Annotated in this window: 18 protein-coding genes and 1 pseudogene; 13 read left to right on the top strand and 6 right to left on the bottom strand. The window is 64.4% G+C overall.

What is annotated here, in order from left to right; all coding sequences use genetic code 11:
• The first annotated feature begins 232 nt into the window (after window positions 1–232).
• From ABD687_RS08355 to ABD687_RS08325, 7 genes are all read left to right on the top strand, one after another.
• Window positions 233–2,035, top strand: a complete 1,803-nt coding sequence (locus tag ABD687_RS08355; RefSeq protein ID WP_310292148.1) for a DEAD/DEAH box helicase — start codon at window positions 233–235, stop codon at window positions 2,033–2,035.
• A gap of 299 nt (window positions 2,036–2,334) precedes the next feature.
• Complete coding sequence (locus ABD687_RS08350) at window positions 2,335–2,808, top strand: hypothetical protein (RefSeq protein ID WP_310292151.1); 474 nt, start codon at window positions 2,335–2,337, stop codon at window positions 2,806–2,808.
• Between the two features lie 342 nt (window positions 2,809–3,150).
• Window positions 3,151–5,004 (top strand): molecular chaperone DnaK, encoded by a 1,854-nt coding sequence (gene dnaK / locus ABD687_RS08345; protein ID WP_264270380.1) that lies wholly within the window; start codon window positions 3,151–3,153, stop codon window positions 5,002–5,004.
• 15 nt (window positions 5,005–5,019) lie between these two features.
• Window positions 5,020–5,580, top strand: a complete 561-nt coding sequence (locus ABD687_RS08340) for a nucleotide exchange factor GrpE (protein WP_310292153.1) — start codon at window positions 5,020–5,022, stop codon at window positions 5,578–5,580.
• A gap of 190 nt (window positions 5,581–5,770) precedes the next feature.
• Window positions 5,771–6,736: a DnaJ C-terminal domain-containing protein gene (locus ABD687_RS08335; protein ID WP_310292155.1), complete on the top strand. Its 966-nt coding sequence runs from the start codon at window positions 5,771–5,773 to the stop codon at window positions 6,734–6,736.
• Window positions 6,737–6,833: 97 nt separating this feature from the next.
• Window positions 6,834–7,274 (top strand): heat shock protein transcriptional repressor HspR, encoded by a 441-nt coding sequence (locus tag ABD687_RS08330; RefSeq protein WP_264270383.1) that lies wholly within the window; start codon window positions 6,834–6,836, stop codon window positions 7,272–7,274.
• Window positions 7,271–8,203 (top strand): alpha/beta hydrolase, encoded by a 933-nt coding sequence (locus tag ABD687_RS08325; RefSeq protein ID WP_310292157.1) that lies wholly within the window; start codon window positions 7,271–7,273, stop codon window positions 8,201–8,203. The genes ABD687_RS08330 and ABD687_RS08325 overlap by 4 nt, the downstream gene beginning before the upstream one ends.
• 56 nt (window positions 8,204–8,259) lie before the next feature.
• Here the strand turns inward: ABD687_RS08325 and trmB are convergent, their stop codons facing one another.
• Window positions 8,260–9,117: a tRNA (guanosine(46)-N7)-methyltransferase TrmB gene (trmB, locus tag ABD687_RS08320; protein WP_310293477.1), complete on the bottom strand. Its 858-nt coding sequence runs from the start codon at window positions 9,115–9,117 to the stop codon at window positions 8,260–8,262.
• A gap of 279 nt (window positions 9,118–9,396) precedes the next feature.
• Window positions 9,397–9,630 (bottom strand): annotated as a pseudogene (locus ABD687_RS20705) (hypothetical protein); the annotation flags it as partial.
• Between the two features lie 82 nt (window positions 9,631–9,712).
• Here ABD687_RS20705 and ABD687_RS08315 point away from each other — a divergent pair.
• From ABD687_RS08315 to clpB, 4 genes are all read left to right on the top strand, one after another.
• Window positions 9,713–10,120 (top strand): YccF domain-containing protein, encoded by a 408-nt coding sequence (locus ABD687_RS08315; protein ID WP_264270385.1) that lies wholly within the window; start codon window positions 9,713–9,715, stop codon window positions 10,118–10,120.
• A gap of 146 nt (window positions 10,121–10,266) precedes the next feature.
• On the top strand, window positions 10,267–10,734 hold the full coding sequence (locus ABD687_RS08310; RefSeq protein WP_302264927.1) for a VOC family protein: 468 nt from the start codon (window positions 10,267–10,269) through the stop codon (window positions 10,732–10,734).
• Window positions 10,735–11,110: 376 nt separating this feature from the next.
• Window positions 11,111–11,662 (top strand): YceI family protein, encoded by a 552-nt coding sequence (locus ABD687_RS08305; protein ID WP_264270387.1) that lies wholly within the window; start codon window positions 11,111–11,113, stop codon window positions 11,660–11,662.
• A 164-nt stretch (window positions 11,663–11,826) separates the two neighbouring features.
• The gene (gene clpB, locus ABD687_RS08300) at window positions 11,827–14,418 is read left to right on the top strand and encodes an ATP-dependent chaperone ClpB (RefSeq protein ID WP_302264931.1); all 2,592 of its coding nucleotides are present in this window, start codon (window positions 11,827–11,829) and stop codon (window positions 14,416–14,418) included.
• Window positions 14,419–14,498: 80 nt separating this feature from the next.
• Here clpB and ABD687_RS08295 read toward each other — a convergent pair whose 3' ends face one another.
• A complete protein-coding gene (locus tag ABD687_RS08295) occupies window positions 14,499–14,975 on the bottom strand; it encodes a hypothetical protein (RefSeq protein ID WP_302264933.1) in 477 nt (158 codons plus the stop codon).
• A 314-nt stretch (window positions 14,976–15,289) separates the two neighbouring features.
• On the opposite strand from ABD687_RS08295, the gene ABD687_RS08290 reads away from it, so the two are divergent.
• Window positions 15,290–15,517 (top strand): DUF3073 domain-containing protein, encoded by a 228-nt coding sequence (locus ABD687_RS08290; protein WP_264270390.1) that lies wholly within the window; start codon window positions 15,290–15,292, stop codon window positions 15,515–15,517.
• 143 nt (window positions 15,518–15,660) lie between these two features.
• Window positions 15,661–16,614, top strand: a complete 954-nt coding sequence (locus ABD687_RS08285) for a Sir2 family NAD-dependent protein deacetylase (protein ID WP_310292163.1) — start codon at window positions 15,661–15,663, stop codon at window positions 16,612–16,614.
• Between the two features lie 104 nt (window positions 16,615–16,718).
• On the opposite strand, the gene purM is transcribed toward ABD687_RS08285, so the two are convergent.
• From purM to ABD687_RS08270, 3 genes are all read right to left on the bottom strand, one after another.
• Window positions 16,719–17,861, bottom strand: coding sequence for a phosphoribosylformylglycinamidine cyclo-ligase (purM, locus tag ABD687_RS08280; RefSeq protein WP_264270392.1), 1,143 nt, complete (start codon window positions 17,859–17,861; stop codon window positions 16,719–16,721).
• Window positions 17,862–17,880: 19 nt separating this feature from the next.
• A complete protein-coding gene (purF, locus tag ABD687_RS08275; protein WP_264270393.1) occupies window positions 17,881–19,431 on the bottom strand; it encodes an amidophosphoribosyltransferase in 1,551 nt (516 codons plus the stop codon).
• A gap of 62 nt (window positions 19,432–19,493) precedes the next feature.
• Window positions 19,494–19,820, bottom strand: coding sequence for a hypothetical protein (locus ABD687_RS08270; RefSeq protein ID WP_264270394.1), 327 nt, complete (start codon window positions 19,818–19,820; stop codon window positions 19,494–19,496).
• Window positions 19,821–19,822: the final 2 nt, after the last annotated feature.

Below are 19,822 nucleotides of genomic sequence, written 5' to 3'. Positions count from 1 at the left end.
GGTACTGATAAGCTGGTTACTTGTAGATCGGTAAGGTGCAAGTACTCTGCTTGCCATCCGAGGGTCTATGCGTCGACAGACTGGATTTCCCGACCCGCCGCATGCTCCGTCTCCCCTTGCGGGAGCCGCTCGCGGCCGGTCGATGTGCGCCTAGCGCCATCTTGGTTCTCTCTTTTCTTCGGCGACCACGCGCGCCGAAACCGTCGTGCGAAGCTTTGAGAGAAAGTACCACGTGAGTCCTTCATTCACTTCCCTTGGCGTGCCCGCAACCTTTGCCGACGTCCTCGCGGCGCAGGGAATCGAAACCGCATTCCCCATCCAGGAAGCCACCCTTCCCACCACCCTGAACGGCGGCGACGTGCTCGGCCGCGGTCAGACCGGCTCGGGCAAGACCCTGGCCTTCTCCCTCCCGGTGGTGGCCCGACTGGCAGCCAACCCCAAGCCGCGCAAGGCCCGCTTCCCGCGTGCCCTGATCATGGCACCGACCCGCGAACTGGCCACCCAGATCGCCAAGGTCGTTGAGCCGCTGGCCAAGGCCGTGGACCTACGCGTTGCCGTCGTCTTCGGTGGCGTTTCACAGCTGCGCCAGGAAAAAGACCTGAACGCCGGCGTTGACATCCTCATCGCCTGCCCCGGACGCCTCGAGGACCTGCTCAAGCAGCGCGTCGCCGACCTGTCCCGCGTGGAAATTTCCGTGCTGGACGAGGCCGACCACATGGCCGACCTCGGCTTCCTTCCGGTCGTCAAGCGCATCCTGGACCAGGCCCCGCGCGGCATCCAGCACATGCTCTTCTCCGCCACCTTGGACAACGGCGTGGACAAGCTGGTCCAGCGCTACCTCGAGAACCCGACCGTGCACTCGGTCGATGCCCCGACCGCCGCGGTGAACACCATGGAGCACCACGTGTTCCTGGTCTCCAACGACGACAAGAAGGAACTGGTCCGCACCCTGGCCTCGGGTTTCGGTCGCCGCATCATGTTCATGCGCACCAAGCACCACGCCAAGAAGATGGCCGTGTGGCTGTCCAAGTGCGGCATCCCGACCGTTGACCTGCACGGCAACCTGAGCCAAAATGCCCGCGACCGCAACCTCGCCGCCTTCTCGGCCGGGGACGCCCGCGTGCTGGTGGCCACCGACGTCGCCGCCCGCGGCGTGCACGTCGACGGCGTCGAGCTCGTGGTCCACATTGACCCGCCGGCAGAGCACAAGGCCTACCTGCACCGCTCGGGCCGCACCGCCCGCGCCGGTTCGGACGGAACCGTTGTCACCATCGCCACCCCGGACCAGCAGGGCGACGTGAAGTCGCTGCTCAAGGCCGCAGGCCTCAAGGTTCCGATGGTCAAGGTCACCCCGAACGCCCAGGTTGTTTCCGACGTCGTCGGTGAGCGTGCCGAGACCGTTGCCTATGTCGCACCGCAGCTGCGCAGCACCGCCACCGTCCGCAAGGACACCCTGAACGACTCCGACGCAGCAGGCGGCCGCGGCCGTCGCCGCGGCGGTCGCGGCACCGCGAAGAGCGCCGGTGGCGAAGGCCAGCGCCGCGAGGAAAACCGCGGCGAGCGTCGCCCCGAGAGCCGTGGCGGCAACGCCCCGGCCGGTCGCGGAGGCGAACGCCGTACCGAGAACCGCGGCGAGGGCCGTGGCTACGCTGCCGCCGGTGGCCGTGGCGGCAACGCCCCGGCCGGACGCGGAGGCGAACGCCGCACCGAGAACCGCGGCGAGGGCCGTGGCTATGCTGCTGCCGGTGGCCGTGGCGGCGACCGCCGCACCGACAACCGCTCCGACCGCCGTGTCGACGTGCGCCAGGACGATCGCGACGTGGCCCGTCGCGGCGCCGTCCCGAACCGCGGCTCGGCAGCCGCACGCAACAACGCCGGCCAGCGCCAGGGTTCCGGCGCCGGTTCCCGCCCGCGCGGCGGCAACACCATCGCCGACGCGCTAGGCGCGTCCAAGGTGGAAGCCGCAACCGGGGCAGGCCGTGGACGCGGTCCGCGCCGTGCCTCCTCGCCGGCCTCGAACGGCCGCAACTCCTAAGGCCTTTCCTGCCACCACGGGTGGCTGGGCTTGAGCCACCGGCTGGGTCCGGGTTCACAACGAAAGTTGCGAACCCGGACCCAGCCTTCGTTAAGGGGGGATCAAGACCCTTTTCACTTTCATCCCTTTGGCTGAATGCGGCGGGTCCGGGCTAATGAGAGATCATCCTTTTGAGCATCGAGACCGGCAGGACGAACCAATAATCTAGAGGAACACTGCTCGGCGGGAGAACACCGAAACGCATCACCCGTTTCGCAATGAAGCCCGCATGGCGACCCTTGCGATATTTGGAGAAGGCCTTGATTGAATCCCTGCAGCAGTTCACGTCCAGTTTCCCTCCTGCGCTGCAGTGGCTCGCCGTGATGCTGGTGGCAGCCGTTCCCTTCATCGAGTCCTACTTCGGCGCGGCACTCGGCGTTGTCATAGGCATCAACCCGGTGATTGCGATTTTTGCCGCAGTCGTGGGCAATGTGGCCTCCATGCTGCTGCTGGTCAATGGCGCGCACTTCGTGCGCCGAAAGGTGGCCAAGGAGAAAGAAGCACCGTCACTGAAGTACGCCAGGCTGCGGGCGGCCTTCGAGAAGTACGGCATTGCCGGCGTCAGCCTGTTGGGGCAGACAATCCTGCCAAGCCAAATCACCTCGGCGGCACTGGTCTCCTTCGGCGCGGCCAAGGACAAGGTCATCTTCTGGCAAATCATCTCCATCATCCTCTGGGGGACCGCCTTCGGCCTGCTCGCCTACCTCGGCGTGGATCTGGTCCTGGGGAGCTAGCTGCCCGCCGGCCTCGACCGGGGCGGGAGGACAAGGTCTCACCGGGTCCAAATCCTTGCCTGGACCTGGTCCCGGCGGCACGCCCGGCCGGGCTGAGGCGGGCCCGGCCGGCCGATCTCTGTCAGCGAACGGCTCTCACAGAAAACTCTCAGTTCCCCGGAATTCCGGGGAATTTTTCTGTTCTTGGGGCGTCAAAACCCCTCTTGAACACAAAGTTGAGTGATAGTCACTCAACTTTGAATTGACATCATTTTGGTGACGGGTAAACTTGAGTGCAGAACGCTCAACCGATTCAAATCGGCTGGACGTTGTTCATTTCCCCAAGGTAAGAAGGAGCATCCCATGTCTCGTGCCGTAGGTATTGACCTCGGAACCACCAACTCCGTTGTATCCGTCCTCGAAGGTGGCGAGCCCACCGTCATCGCCAACGCCGAAGGCAACCGCACCACCCCGTCGGTTGTTGCCTTCGCCAAGAGCGGCGAGGTCTTGGTTGGCGACATCGCCAAGCGCCAGGCCGTGAACAACATCGATCGCACCATTGCCTCGGTCAAGCGCCACATGGGCACCGACTGGAACGTCTCGATCGACGACAAGAAGTACACCGCGCAGGAAATCTCTGCACGTACGCTGATGAAGCTGAAGACCGACGCCGAGTCCTACCTGGGCGAAAAGGTCACCGACGCTGTCATCACCGTCCCGGCCTACTTCAACGACGCCGAGCGCCAGGCCACCAAGGAAGCCGGCGAGATCGCGGGCCTGAACGTCCTGCGCATCGTCAACGAGCCGACCGCAGCAGCACTGGCCTACGGCCTGGACAAGGGCAAGGAAGACGAGCTCATCCTGGTCTTCGACCTCGGCGGCGGAACCTTCGACGTCTCCCTGCTGGAAGTCGGCAAGGACGAAGACGACTTCTCCACCATCCAGGTGCGCGCCACCTCGGGCGACAACCGCCTCGGCGGCGATGACTGGGACCAGCGCGTCGTTGACTGGCTGCTGGCCCAGGCCAAGCAGAAGGGTGCCGACCTGTCCAAGGACAAGATCGCCCTGCAGCGCCTGAAGGAAGCAGCGGAGCAGGCCAAGAAGGAACTCTCCTCGGCCACCTCCACCAACATCTCCCTGCAGTACCTCTCGGTCACCGCCGACGGTCCGGTCCACCTGGACGAGCACCTGTCCCGCGCCAAGTTCCAGGAACTGACCAACGACCTGCTCGAGCGCACCCGCAAGCCGTTCAAGGACGTTATCGCCGAAGCCGGCGTGAAGGTCTCCGAGATCGCCCACGTGATCCTCGTTGGCGGCTCGACCCGCATGCCCGCAGTCGTTGACCTGGTCAAGGAGCTGGCCGGCAAGGACGCCAACAAGGGCGTGAACCCGGATGAGGTCGTCGCCGTTGGCGCCGCACTTCAGGCCGGCGTGCTGAAGGGCGAGCGCAAGGACGTTCTGCTCATCGACGTCACCCCGCTGTCCCTGGGCATCGAGACCAAGGGCGGTGTGATGACCAAGCTGATCGAGCGCAACACCGCGATCCCGACCAAGCGTTCGGAGACCTTCACGACCGCCGAGGACAACCAGCCTTCGGTTTCCATCCAGGTCTTCCAGGGCGAGCGCGAGTTCACCCGCGACAACAAGCCGCTGGGAACCTTCGAGCTGACCGGCATTGCGCCGGCACCGCGCGGCATCCCGCAGGTCGAGGTCACCTTCGACATCGACGCCAACGGCATCGTCCACGTCTCGGCCAAGGACAAGGGCACCGGAGTCGAGCAGTCGATGACCATCACCGGTGGCACCGCGCTGTCCAAGGACGACATCGAGCGCATGGTCCGCGAAGCCGAGGAGCACGCCTCCGAGGACAAGAGCCGCCGCGAGGCAGCCGAGACCCGCAACGCGGCCGAGCAGGCAGCCTACTCCGTTGACAAGCTCATCAAGGACAACGAGGACAAGTTGCCGGAAGAGGTCAAGACCGAGGTCCAGGCCGACGTCGACGCCTTGAAGGCAGCCCTTGAGAAGCAGGACAACGACGACGAGGTCAAGACAGCGTTCGAGAAGCTGCAGGCTTCGCAGACCAAGCTGGGCGAGGCCATCTACTCGCAGGCACAGAGCGAAGGCGCAGCAGCCGACGACGCCGAGGCACCGAACGCCGAGGAAGACATCGTTGACGCCGAGGTCATCGACGAAGACGACGAAAACGTCAAGAAGTAAAGGGGCACATCGACCATGTCAGAGGAAAATCACGACGAGGCCACCTCACACGAAGAGGTCACTCCCGTTGACGAAGCCCATGACTCGGGCGACGCGTTGAGCCAGGCAGAAGCCATCCTCAATGAGGCCGGCGGCGAGGCCGGGGATCAAACCCCGGCCAGCGACAAGGAAGCCGAATTGCGCGAGGACCTGTTGCGCCTGCAGGCCGAATACGTCAACTACCGCAAGCGCGTCGAGCGCGACCGGGACGTGGCACGCGAAAACGCCGTGCAGTCGGTCTTCACCAACCTGCTGCCGGTACTCGACGACATCGACGCGGCTCGCCTGCACGGGGACCTGGTCGACGGGCCGTTCGCTTCGATCGCCAACAAGCTCGACGCGGTGCTCGAGGGCCTCGGCCTGGAGCGCATCGCCGAGGCCGGCGTGGCGTTCGACCCGAACGTCCACGAGGCACTGATCCAGCAGCCGCATGCGGAGATCTCGGCGGACCATGTGGCGCAGGTGCTTCGCCCCGGGTTCAAGAAGGGTGACCGCATCCTTCGCGCAGCCCAGGTGATCGTCTCCCTCGGGGAGTAGGCACCAACACGCGGCGCCTGCAGCAATGCAGGTGCCGCACCCCCCACCAAGGTGCGGCGGCTCGCAATGGTTCCAGCGATGGAACCGGCGATCCGCCGCATACTTGGTGGATCCAACATCACGGATTTCTCCCTGCCACGATTGAGCGGCGGGTGAGCCACAAGGATTTTTACAGCAAAGGAGGCGCCCAGTGGCAAGCCAGGACTGGGTCGACAAGGATTTTTACACGATTCTTGGCGTCTCCAAGGACGCCAGCGACGCGGACATCAAAAAGGCATACCGGAAGATGGCGCGGAAATACCATCCGGACACCAACTCCGGGGATGCCGAGTCCGAACGAAGGTTCAAGGACATCACCGAGGCCCATTCGGTGCTTTCGGATCCCGAGGACCGCCAGCAGTACGACGCCATCCGTGCCATGGGCTCGGGGGCGCGATTCAGCGCAGGGGGCCACGGCGGGGCACCGGGCAACGGCGGCTTCGAGGATGTCTTCTCCAACCTCTTCAACAGCGGAGGCGGGGGCAGCCGACGCGGCGGCCAAGTCCCACCCGATTTTGCCGACCTCTTTGGCGGCGGCGGAGGGTTTGGCGGCTTCGGACAACAGGCACCTCGCAAGGGTGCCGACCGAACTGCAAGCACCACGATCTCCTTTGCCGGTTCCATGAAGGGAACCACCATCGGCCTGCGCGAGGCCAATGGCGAGGTCATCGACGTGCGGATTCCAGCCGGGGTCAAGGACGGGCAATCGGTCCGAGTCCGCGGCAAGGGTTCGCCCGGCTCCGCCGGTGCCGGCGACCTGATCGTCAAGGTCAACGTCAAGCCGCACCCGGTCTTTATCCGCGAAGACAACAACATCCGGATCCACGTGCCGGTGACCTTCGACGAGGCCGCCCTGGGCGGGCAGATCGAGATTCCCACGCTGACCGGCGAGACCGTCAAGCTAAAGGTCCCGGCCGGCTCCTCGAATGGCCGCACCTTGCGCCTAAAGGGGCGCGGGGTGAACACCTCCAAGGTCACGGGCGACCTGCTGGTCACCCTAGATGTGGTGGTTCCGCAGAACCTTTCCAAGGAAGCCAAGGCGGCCGTCGAGGCCTTCGCCGAGGCCACCAAGGCGGAGAACCCACGCGAGAGCCTGCTCTCGCGTGCAATTCTCTAGTTATCGATCGCCCCGTGCCGCCCGACAGCGGCACGGGGCGCTTCGCAATGCCAGGAAATTGGCTACGGTGGATGACAATAATTGAAAGGCAGGGATCATGGGCAATGACAGACTAAGGCCGATCTTCGTCATTTCTGTGGCGGCGGACCTGGCCGACATGCACCCCCAGACGCTGCGCCAATACGACCGGCTGGGTCTGGTTTCGCCCTCCCGCCAAGGCGGCAAGCAGCGCAGGTACTCCGAACACGATGTGGACTTGCTGCGGGAGATCCAGCGGCTCTCCAAGGACGGGGTGTCCCTGGAGGGCATCAAGCGCATCATGGCCCTGGAAAACCAGGTTGCCGCACTGAGATCGCGGGTCGGTGAACTGAGCAACGAGGTCTTCGCCCTGCGCAGCGCCCGCCAGGCGTCCGGACTCGGACGCGTCTTTGCCGCCGGCAGCACCGGCGACGTGGTGTCGCTGGCGCGGGGCCAACGGCCGCGCGGCCGCAGCCAAGCCGTGGTGGTGTGGAAGCCGCGGGGCAAGCAGCTTCCGTGAACAGCAGCGATGATTCGCCACTGACTTCGGGTGAGAGCTATGCGCGGCTCTCCGCCGCTGCCCACGACCGGTTCGAGGCGTTGTGCGCGATCCGCGGCCGGCTGGGCACGTCCCATCGCCAGGGCCTGGACGGCACCGCCCATGCCTTGCGCCGAGGGTCCATGGACCCGGCCATTCCGTCCCGCCACCTGCTGTACCTTGATCTCTCCGCCAGGGAACCACTGGCGGCCGTCGCCGTGGGCGACCTGGACACCGCCACCCACGTCACCTTCCAGCTCTCGGGGACCGGGATCCGGGCACGCAACGCGTTGTGGGGCAGCGTGCGGGAGGCCGGACAGCTGTACCTGGAACAACAAAAGGTAGGGGTCGCCGAACCCGCGGTCGTGGCCTGGCTGGGATATCGAACACCCAATCTGGCCGGCGCACTGCTGAACACCGCGGCGCGGCGCGGCCTGCAACGGCTGGGCCAGGACCTGGCTACTTTCGTCCGGCTGCGTCCCGACAAGCCGCACATGGCTGTGGAGGCGCACTCCTATGCGGCGACCCTTGCGGCACAGGTGCTGGACGCGGAATCCGGGCGCGGGCTTGGGGCCCAGGCGCTGGCCATGATCGGTTCGGCCGGGATTCCCCGGCACTTTTCGCGGGATCCGGGCCGGCTCAACGTGCCATCGGCCAACATCTACGAGGCGATCGCCGAGGGGGACTACCTGGCATGGCTGGGGCGCACCTTCTCGGGTCGCACATTGCTTGCTGGCCATGAATTCAACGTCGGACCGAAGCTGGGGCTGGGGTTGCACGCGGCCCAGGGCCACAATACCTCCCAATTCCGGGACGACAAGCCGTCCTCGACGAGGGGTTATCGGGATCCCGACACGCTTTCGCTGCGGAACCTAGCGCTGATCACCACCGGACAGGCACCCCTGCCTTAAACACGGGAGGGCGGTGCAGGGCCCAAACCCCGCACCGCCCCGGCATGGCGATGGTCCTAAAGATCCTTGCGGTATGCCAGGTCGAAGATTAGCCGACCGGCCTTCAACGCCTTGCCCTCGAAGCTGGTCAGCGTGCGGCCCTCAAAGCGCGGGGCCCAGCCACCGCGCCCATCCGTGAAGCCGGGATCCCGGTCCTCGTTTTCCAGGCCGAGGCGGCGGACCCTGGTGAGGTTGCTGTCTTCGCCGGACAACTCGCCCGGGTGGAGGTTGGTGAATGCAGGGGCAGCGTCGAAGACATCCCGTATCTGCTCGGCATAGTTGGACCAGTCGGTCGCAAGACGGACAACGCCTCCGGGAACCAGGACACGTTCGAGCTTCTGGACGAAGGTGTCCTTGATGAGTCGGCGCTTGTGGTGGCGGATCTTGTGCCACGGATCGGAGAAGAACACCCAGATCTCGTCGGCCGAGGCTGCCGGGAGCATGGAGTCCAGGACCTCCGGGGCGTTGGCCTGCACCGCACGCACGTTTGTCAGTTCGTTGTTTTCCACCCGGACCATGAGCGCAGCCAGTCCGGGCCGGTAGACCTCCACTGCCAGGAAGTCCTTGTTGCGGTTCTCGCTGGCGGCAAATGCCATTGCCTCGCCCAGACCCGAACCGATCTCGACAATGAGCGGTGCCGTACGGCCGTAGAGGGCCTGCTGGTCGAATTCGTAGCCTTCGGCCACAGACGTGTCGGCCTGGTTGCGGGGTGGCTCGATGATGTACTTTTGCGCAGTGCGTTCCCAGGCATCGGCTCGGCGCCCGTGCAAGCGGCTGCCGCGGCGGACAAACGACACTGGTTCGGTTTGGTAAAAGCTGAGGTCGTCGACGGCGCGGCCGCTGACCGGCGCCTTGCGTTCTGGGGGAATGCTCATGTAGTTAAGGGTAGCGAACTTCAGTGTCCCACTTTCCCGGACTTCCACTGGCCGGGCTTCTCCCGCCGCGGCGTGGGCGTAGGTCTCACCGGCACCAAGCCCCGCGGGGCCCATGAGCTCGGTGATGGCGACAAAGGCGTACTCCTTGGAGCGCAAACCGGGAAGGATCCTCGGTACGGCGGCAGTGTTGCGGTGTTTCCAGCCAAACGTGTCGACATACAAAGAGGCCCCGGGGGCGCCCGCGGGCCTGTCGCAGATGGAATGGCACGCACCGCAAGGCGGGCGCAGCAACGTCGCGGATGGGACGACGGCCTGGAAGATCATGTCATTGGTGCGGTCAATCTCACGTCGGATCCGGGACGAGGACAACCAGGTATGAGGGCGATGGTTCCAAGGGGTCGAACACCTGCCCGGTCTTGGATCCGTGCCCATAGCCAACACAGGCGGCATCCAACAATCTCCTACGCGTGGCCCGTGATTGTCGAATACCCAGGGGGCTTCCTTCCGGATCATTGGAAAGCGTCACCGAACAATGGGGGATGGCTCAGGGTGTTACCCCATGGTGTGCCCCGGCCTCCAGGGAGAAACTTGAATCATGCGAAACACTCTTTCCGTGATCCTGAATATCATCTGGCTCGTTTTCGGCGGCATCTGGCTGGCGCTGGGCTACGTCCTGGCCGGGATCATTTGCTGCCTGCTCATCGTGACGATTCCCTTTGGCATCGCGTCCTTCCGCATTGCGCTGTATGCGCTGTGGCCCTTCGGGCGCACCGTGGTGGACCGTGGCCAAGTAGGTGCATTTTCAACCATAGGAAATGTCATCTGGGTGCTGGTGGCCGGCATCTGGATCGCCATCGGGCACGTCGTGACGGCGATCCCGATGTTCGTGAGCATCGTCGGCATTCCGCTGGGTCTCGCGAATCTGAAGATGATCCCGATATCCCTCATGCCCCTGGGCAAGGAAATCGTTCCGAGCGCCCGATACATGCCGATGTCCCGCTGAGGCCCGCGACCGCCGTATGGCGGCGGAGAGGAGTATCAAACTTCAACGACGGATATCGGCGCCGCCCCTTGTATCTCGAAGAAGCGATTTCTAGTCTGTGGTTGTGAGAAGCAACGCCAATTGTCGACTGGATGAGGCCAAGACCGATGAAAGACCTGATTAACTGCCTGTGGTTCGATGGACAAGGGCTGGAAGCAGCCCGGTTCTACACCGGCATTTTCCCGAATTCCCGGATCGTTTCACAACTCGACATGGACACGCAGGGGAATCCGGTGAACGAGCCGCTGACAGTCGAATTCAATCTCGATGGACGTCCCTTCGTTGCACTAAACGGTGGCCCGCTCTTCAAGTTCAACGAAGCCATTTCCTTCCAAATCATGTGCGAGGACCAGACCGAGGTCGACTACTTCTGGGACAAGCTCACCGACGGTGGGGAAGAAAGCCAGTGCGGTTGGCTCAAGGACCGCTTTGGCATGTCCTGGCAGGTCGTCCCGGTTCGCATGGTCGAGTTGCTTAGCGACCCGGATCCGGAGGTCGCCCGAAGGGTAGTCGAAGCGTTCATGCCCATGAGGAAACTTGATATCGCGGTTCTGGAGGCCGCTGCCAAGGGATAAGTGGACGGCTGACCTTTCAGGTGCCTCTGCGCGGGGGCCGGGTGCAGCGGAGGCGCTCCTCTGCGTGATCGCTACCGTGGGCCCAGGGGCACGGTCGTCTTGAACAGGTCCGCGTTTTATCCGGCACGGGCACCTTGCCCTGGGCCTGCCGACCCACTTCCTGCCCTGTCCGCGTTTTCAGCGGCGGACCGGTGGCATCCGAGCCAAGGGCATGGCCGGTCCCCACCGGATAGCGCGACTCCGGCCGTGCCCTTCGAAAGTCTCGTGGATCCCGGCAAAAAGTAGCGGGTAACCGGAGACGTTCGTCCATTGCGTTGGTAATGTGAGCAGCAGTCGGGGGGGACTAACTCTGCTGCACCGCAACCAAGGGGGAACAATGACCCAGCTCGATCCAGCCTACGCGGGGACGTGGCGATTCGATCCAGGCCACACTCGTATCGGCTTCAACGCCCGCCACGCGATGGTGACGAAGGTGCGGGGTGCCTTCAACGAAGTCGAGGGAACCATTCATGTCGACGTGGAGGATGTCGGTAAAAGCACTGTCGAGATGTCGGTGAAGGTGGCCAGTGTCGACACGCGCAACGCAGACCGCGACAAGCACCTGCGGACCAACGACTTCTTCGATGCTCCGAAATACCCCAAAATCGTCTTCCGGTCCACGCGCATCGACCAAGTGGATGAGAACAGCTTCATCGTCAACGGCGAACTGACCATCAAGGACACCACGCGCGAGATTGCCGTCCCCATGGAATTCACCGGCGTTGAGACCGACCCGTTCGGCAACCTCCGTGCGGGCTTCGAGGGCAGCCGCCGCATTGACCGCCGCGAGTACGGCGTGAGTTGGAACAAGGCGCTCGATTCAGGGGGCGTCCTGGTATCCGAACGAGTGCTGCTTGAGTTCGAGGTCTCGGCGATCAAGGAAGTCTAGGGCGGGTCGGTGCGCGAGTGTGCCGGCCTCCGCATGACCGAACGTCGGCAACCCCTTGGGGGTCGCCGACGTTTCGGCGTTTGGGCAGGAATATTCTTCAGCTGTCCATAGTTGAGTGATGTAGACTCAAGTTTGAGTGATCAACCAACGACGAAGGGATGAGTATGGACACGAAGTTGACGACCAAGAGCCAGGAAGCCCTTTCCGCTTCGGGAATGAACGCCTCCACGGCGGGAAACCCGCAGGTGGAGCCCGCGCACCTGCTCAAGGCGCTTGTTGACCAACGCGAATCGGTGGCCGTGGCAATGCTGAAGGCCGCCGGGATCGACCCGGACCAGGTTTCGGTCCAGGCCAGTGCCGCCATCAAGGCCTTGCCCACTTCATCCGGGAACAGCGTGGCCCAAGCCCAGTACTCGCGCGGCATCCTGCAAGCCATCACCGCCGCCCAGCAGGCCGCGGCGGCCATGGGTGACGCATACGTCTCCACCGAGCATCTGATGCTGGGCCTGAGCGAAGACACCGGCGCCGCCGGCAAGGCCCTGCGCGAGTCCGGAGCCACGCGCAAGGCCCTTGCCAGCGCCCTGCCCTCGATCCGCGGCGACCGCAAGGTCAACAACCCCGATCCCGAAAACACCTTCCAGGCACTGGAAAAGTTCGGCACCGACATGACGGCCATTGCCCGTTCGGGCAAGCTTGATCCGGTGATCGGGCGCGACACCGAGATCCGCCGCCTCGTGCAGGTTCTTTCGCGTCGCACCAAGAACAACCCGGTGCTCATCGGGGAACCCGGGGTGGGCAAGACCGCAGTGGTCGAAGGCCTGGCCCAGCGCATGGTTGCCGGGGACGTTCCCGAATCGCTGCGCGGCAAGACGCTGATTTCCCTGGACCTCGGCGCCATGGTTGCCGGGGCGAAATACCGCGGCGAATTCGAGGAACGCCTCAAGGCCGTCCTCGAAGAGATCAAGGCCTCCGACGGGCAGATCGTCACGTTCATCGACGAGATCCACACTGTCGTGGGTGCAGGAGCATCCGAGGGTGCCATGGATGCCGGCAACATGCTCAAGCCCATGCTGGCCCGCGGCGAGTTGCGCCTGATTGGCGCCACAACGCTCGACGAGTATCGCCAGAACATCGAGAAGGACCCGGCCCTCGAACGCCGCTTCGCGCAGGTGTACGTGGGGGAGCCGAGCGTCAATGACACCATTGCCATCCTGCGCGGGCTCAAACAGCGCTACGAGGCGCACCACAAGGTCACGATCGCCGACTCGGCGCTAGTGGCCGCGGCGAGCCTCTCCGACCGCTACATCGCCGGGCGCCAGCTTCCGGACAAGGCCATCGACCTGGTCGACGAGGCGGCCAGCCGGCTGCGCATGGAAATCGACTCGTATCCCGAGGAAATCGACCAGCTGCGTCGGTCGGTGGACCGCCTGACCATGGAGGAGCTGGCCCTCAAGGATGAAACCGATCCCGGATCCCGCGAACGGCTCGAGGCGTTGCGCGCCGACATGGCGGACAAGAAGGAAGAGCTCGATGCGCTCAACGCGCGCTGGGAGTCGGAGAAGGCGGGCCTGAACCGGGTCGGCGACCTCAAGGTGCGCCTGGACGATCTGCGCTCGCGTGCCGAGAAACTGCAGCGCGAGGGCGACCTGGAGGGCGCCTCGCGGCTGCTCTACGGGGAGATCCCGGCGCTGGAAAAGGACATGGACGATGCTGCACGCGCGGAAGCCTCCGGCGGCGACCAGGAATTGATGGTGGCCGATGAGGTCACCGCCGACGACATTGCGGAGGTCATCTCCGCGTGGACGGGCATCCCGGCGGGCCGCATGCTGCAGGGCGAAAGCCAGAAGCTGCTGCACATGGAGGATTTCCTTGGCCACCGGCTGATCGGACAGCAGAAGGCTGTCGTCTCGGTGTCCGACGCGGTGCGCCGGGCCCGGGCAGGGATCTCCGACCCCGACCGCCCGACAGGTTCGTTCTTGTTCCTTGGCCCCACGGGCGTGGGCAAGACCGAATTGGCCAAGGCCCTGGCCGACTTCCTTTTCGACGATGAACGCGCCATGGTTCGCATCGACATGAGCGAGTATTCGGAGAAGCACGCGGTCGCGCGGCTTGTCGGCGCCCCTCCGGGATACGTCGGCTATGAGGAAGGCGGCCAGCTCACCGAGGCCGTGCGTCGGCGGCCCTACTCGGTGGTGCTGCTCGACGAGGTCGAGAAGGCCCACCCCGAGGCCTTCGACATCCTGCTGCAGGTCCTGGACGACGGGCGTCTCACCGACGGGCAGGGACGCACGGTCGATTTCCGCAATGTCATCCTGATCATGACCTCGAACCTGGGTTCGCAGTTCATGGTCGACCAGACGTTGCCCGAGGACACCAAGCGGGAGGCCGTGATGAATCTGGTGAACTCCTCGTTCAAGCCCGAGTTCCTGAACCGGCTGGATGACGTGATCATGTTCGACGCGCTCTCGCTGGAGGAGCTGGGTTCGATTGTGGCCCTGCAGGTCGACACTCTGGCCCGGCGTCTCGCCGGACGCCGCCTGCAGCTCGAGGTGGACGACCAAGCCCGTGACTGGCTGGCCCTGACCGGCTTCGATCCCGCCTTCGGCGCCCGGCCACTGCGTCGGCTCGTGCAGCGCGAAATCGGGGACAGGCTGGCTCGCGAATTGCTGGCCGGAAGCATCCAGGACGGCGACACCGTCGTGGTCGGCGTCAATGCGTCCGCAGATGGGCTCATCGTCTCCTCGCGCCGAGGATAACGGCCGACCGCATCACGCCGGTGCCCGGGAGTGGTTGTTGCCACTCCCGGGCACCGGCGAGGCTTTTCAGGCCCGGGGGATCAGGTGTTCAGGGCGGAGGTTTCGGCCGGAAGCATGGACACCCGCACGGTTCCCTCGTTCAGGGCCAGAAAACAGGCAACCGCTCTGTCGCCGGTCTGCCATGTTGCTTCGGAGGGGCGGGAGAAATGATAGGACCAGCCGGTGTCCAGGGGGCTGGTCGGATCCAAGGGGACGGATTTACAAAGCTCCTCGGATTGCGCAAGGATTGCCTCGGGTCCGGGGAATGCATCCCCTTCGATCGTGAAGGTCCCGATGAGTTGTGCGTTGTGGGCGGTCTCGCAGGTGACGACGGTTGACGGTTCGAGCGGGCCGGTAAATCCCTGAAGGCAATCGCCGTCCCGGAATTGATCCGCAGGGACGTCGGATGCGATGATCCCGTCGAGGCCCGGGGATGCGTTTCGCGTCACTTCCGCAACCGGTTCCGGGGCGTCTTCCTGGCCGAAAAACCTGTCGGCCCCGTAGATCACAATCAACATGATTCCCAGTGCGCCGAGCAACGCCCAAAGGGCCGGGGCACGCCACCAAGAACGCGTCTGTGACTTGGCACTTAGAGCAGGAAGCGCGGCTCTCGGCTCTGGCTGTGGCGGATCAGGCAAGCAAGCTCCCGGGCGGTTGGCAGTCGACTTGGTGGACAAAATAATACTCTACCGGCGGAACGGAGGTTCCGGGCAGGCACTCGCCGCCGAATCATGTTAACCTTGAAATACGAAAGAATTAGTCACATATTCTGGGGCCTCCACCTGACACGGGTGGACCACCTCCAGATCTACTGAAAAAAGGGGGTCACGCCATGGGGCGCGGCCGTCAGAAGGCAAAAGCGACACGACAGGCCAGGGACATGAAATATTTCTCCCCGGCCACTGATTTGTCCGCCTTGGAACGCGAGCTTGGAAAGAATCGTGGTCACAGTACCTCGACACCAAGCCCTGTCGACGTACCTTACGAATCCAATTATTCGGATTACGAAGACAAGTACGCAGACGATGACGACGAGGACGACCAACGGCGCATCAGCTGATGCGCCGACTCCCTGAAGTGACCGTCGGAAAATAGGCGGTTATGGTTTTTCCAGTACGTGAAAACGGCAGCCGTGGCCACCGCGCAGTAACTGCGTCGGTGACCGCGGCCTTTGCCATGCCCGGGGAGCCGAGGTAATCTAACATGCTTCATGAGGGTCGGCTCGGGATCCAGATGGCGCACCGCGCAGCCATTCGTTCGATCGAACGCGTGGTTGGCGAGAATGCCCCGTTGCAGGATGCTGCCATTGCCGCCGCCGGCATCCGCAGGATGCTGGAGGCAGGGTCCGTGCTGGTGCTCACCGGTGCCGGGGTGTCCACCGATTCGGGGATCCCCGACTACAGGGGGCCGAAGGGCTCGCTGCTGCGCCACCGGCCCATGACCTACCAGGAATTCCTGCACGAGCCCAGCGTCCGGCACCGGTATTGGGCACGCAGCTTCGTGGGTTGGAGGCACATGGCCCAGGCGGCGCCGAACTCCATCCACCGCAGCTTGGCCCAGTGGGAAGCAACGGGAAAAATCAGCGGCATCGTCACGCAAAACGTCGACGGGCTACATGTGGCCGCGGGTTCCCTGAACGTCATCCCCCTTCACGGTGACTTGCAACAGATCAGTTGCCTGAACTGCGGAGCACTGGAGAACCGGGAGAACCTCGATGTCAGGCTGCACGAGGCGAATCCCGGCTACCTGGAGCGCATCGACCTGGATCCCTCGCTGGTGAATCCCGACGGCGACGTGACCCTCGACGAGGCCCATGTGGCCGAGTTCCACATGATTGGTTGCCTGGTGTGCGGATCGAAGAAGTTGAAGCCCAATGTGGTCTACTTCGGCGAGAACGTCCCACCCGAGCGCAAGGTTCGGCTCAAGGAACTCGAGGCCCAATCGGCTTCCCTGCTGGTCATCGGCTCTTCGCTTGCCGTCATGAGCGGCTACAAGCTACTGCTGGACGCCCGCAGCTCCGGCAAACCGGTCGGCCTGATCAACGGCGGTCCCACCCGCGGCGACTCCAAGGCCGACTACAGGTGGCGCAGCAACATCGCCGAGGCCATTGCCGTCCTGGAATCATCTGGCGACGGGGCCGTGCGCCGGCCCATGTAGCCGTGGCCCATGCCTTTGAGCCTCGTGTCCGGCCCGGGCGGTTAATCAGTTGAGGGACCGTGCCCAATGGGCGCGGTCCCTCAACGGATCAAGGCTCCTGGCAGTTAGCCGGCGAAGTTGCCGCGCATGAGCACGGCACCGCCGTCAACACCCTTGGCACCCTGGACGTAGTCCTGACCTGCGGTCTTGGCTTCCTCGGTCACCGCGCCAACGGTGCCCATCACCCACGAGTTCATGCCGCGGGCGTTCAGGCGGGCCAGTGCCGCGTCGGCGATCTCGGCGTCGACGATGGCAACCATGCCGACACCCAGGTTGAGCGTGCGCTCCAGGTCCGGCTGCGGCACGGAACCGAGCTCGGCCATGACCTTGAAGACGGCCGGCAGTGCCCAGCTGGAGCGTTCCACGGTGGCCATCAGGCCCTGCGGCAGCACTCGGGCCAGGTTGGCGGCCAGGCCGCCGCCGGTGACGTGGCTGAAGCCGTGCACCTTGATGGCGCCGTCGACGTTGAACGCGCGGACCAAATCCAGGCAGTCCATGGTGTAGATGCGGGTCGGTTCCAGCAGTTCCTCGCCCAGGGTGCGGCCGAATTCCGGCACGTGGCGATCCAGGGCCCAGCCTGCGTGGGCGACGATGCTGCGCACCAGCGAGTAGCCGTTGGAGTGGATGCCGGAGGCCGACATGCCGATGATGACATCGCCGTCCTTGACGCGTTCCGGGCCGAGCAGGCCGTCGGCCTCGACGATGCCGGTGGCGGCACCGGCGACATCGTATTCGTGCTCGCCCAGCAGGCCCGGGTGCTCGGCGGTTTCGCCGCCGACCAGAGCGGTGCCGGCAATCTGGCAACCTTCGGCGATGCCGCGGACGATGTCGGCGATGCGCTCGGGCACGACCTTGCCGCAGGCAATGTAGTCGGTCATGAACAGCGGTTCGGCACCCACGACGACGATGTCATCGACGACCATGCCGACCAGGTCGTGGCCGATGGTGTGGTGGATGTCCATGGCCTGGGCAATGGCGACCTTGGTGCCGACGCCGTCGGTGGAGGTGGCCAGCAGCGGCTTCTTGTAGGAAAGGAACTTCGAGGCATCGTAGAGGCCTGCGAAGCCCCCCACCCCGCCCAGGACGTTGGCGTTGTGGGTGGCCTTGATGGCGCCCTTCATCAATTCAACGGCGCGGTCACCGGCCTCGACATCGACACCGGCCGAAGCATAGGTGATTCCGGAATTCTCAGGGGTGGCACTTGTCATCTCTGAAACTGTCCTTTGCTTAGTTGCGCGGTGTTTTGTCTGCGGCGGTGAGTGCCGACTCGAATTCGGCATCCGGGCCCGGCTCACATCCCGCCTGGTTGCTTCGTTCAAGTAGGTTCTTGCCGATGCGGTCCGAACCCGGCAATGCGATCGGGTAGTCCCCGGTGAAGCATGCGGTGCACAGGCGTTCGCGTTTTTGGAGGGTGGCGTCGATCATGCCGTCCTCGGAAATGTAGGCGAGCGAGTCGGCCCCGATGGACTGGCTGATCTCGTCCACTGCAGCGCCGTTGGCAATGAGCTCGGCGCGGGTGGCGAAGTCGATGCCGTAGAAGCAGGGCCACTTGATGGGCGGGGAGGAGATCTTCACATGGATCTCCGCGGCGCCGGCCTCGCGCAGCATGCGCACCACGGCGCGCTGGGTGTTGCCACGGACGATCGAGTCATCGACGACGACAACGCGCTTGCCCTTGATAACGGGCTCCAGGGCGTTGAGCTTAAGCTTGATGCCGAGCTGGCGCAGCGTCTGGGACGGCTGGATGAAGGTTCGTCCCACGTAGGCGTTCTTCACGAAGCCGTGGGCGAAGGGGATGCCCGACTGCTCGGCGTAGCCGATGGCGGCAGGGGTGCCGGATTCGGGAACGGGGATGACGATGTCGGCCTCGGCGGCGTTTTCGCGGGCCAGCTGGCGGCCCATTTCCACGCGGGACTCGTAAACCGAACGGCCGTTGATCGAGGCATCCGGGCGGGCAAGGTACACGTACTCGAAGACGCAGGCGGCCGGAGTGGCGGCGCCGAAACGCTGTGAGCGCACGCCTTCCGCGTCGATGGCGATGAACTCGCCGGGTTCGATTTCGCGGATGAAGCTTGCACCCACGGTGGCCAAGGCTGCCTGTTCGGAGGCCACTACCCATCCGCGCTCGAGACGGCCCAGCACCAGCGGGCGTACGCCGTAGGTGTCGCGTGCGGCGTAGAGGGTGTGCTCGTCCATGAAGACGAAGCAGAAGGCGCCGCTGAGCTTGGGCAGCAGGCGCAGCGCCGACTCTTCCAGGGTTTCGCCGTTGGAGCCGTTGAGCAGTGCCGTCACCAGTGCGGTGTCGGTGGTGTTGCCCTGGGCGATTTCGCCGCGGACCTTTTCCTCGGACTCTGCATGGAGGTCGTTGACCATTTCCATGAGCTCGGCCGAGTTGGTCAGGTTGCCGTTGTGCGCCAGCGCCACGGTGCCCGCAGCGGTGGGGCCGAGCGTCGGCTGGGCGTTGGCCCAGTGGCTTGCCCCGGTTGTGGAGTAGCGGCAGTGGCCAATGGCCAGGTGCCCGGGCATGGAATTGAGGGTGTTCTCGTCGAACACCTGGGAGACCAGACCCATGTCCTTGTAGACATTGATCCGCTGTCCGTCACTCGTGGCCAATCCGGCCGATTCCTGCCCGCGATGCTGAAGCGCATACAGACCGTAATAGGTCAGTTTCGCCACTTCTTCGCCGGGAGCCCAAACACCGAAGACACCGCATTCATCCTGCGGGCCCTTCTCGTTGGGCAAAAGATCATGATTTAGGTTTCCGTCACCACGCGCCATAGGAATTATTCTCTCACGAGCAAGGGGCACGATGGGGCGTGAAGTCACCCACAGGGACGGTTCTAGCGGTGTTCTGGATCACCCATCGGCACGGCAAGCGCGCGACGTGCCTTCTTGCGTGTGATGCGATCCACAACCAGGAATACGATGCTGGCGAGCAGGACGCCGAAGAAGGCAAAGCCGACGGACAGGAATCCTGCCACGGAGGCGCGCGTGAAGTTCGCCGATTCCTCGCCGGTGTACGCGGACACGAGGGCAACGACGACGCCCACCAGGGCGCCAATGCCCACGAACGGCCAGAACCTTGGCGCCGCGTAGACCTCCACCTCGACCTGGGTGCCTGGCTCGTCGGCGGGGGTGGGATTGGTGGGGTTCTGGCTGGATTCCATAC

This window comes from Paeniglutamicibacter sulfureus (genome assembly GCF_039535115.1).
Lineage (GTDB): Bacteria > Actinomycetota > Actinomycetes > Actinomycetales > Micrococcaceae > Paeniglutamicibacter > Paeniglutamicibacter sulfureus.
The sequence above is the reverse complement of the archived record's forward strand: the minus strand, read 5'-3'. Positions and strand labels throughout refer to the sequence as shown.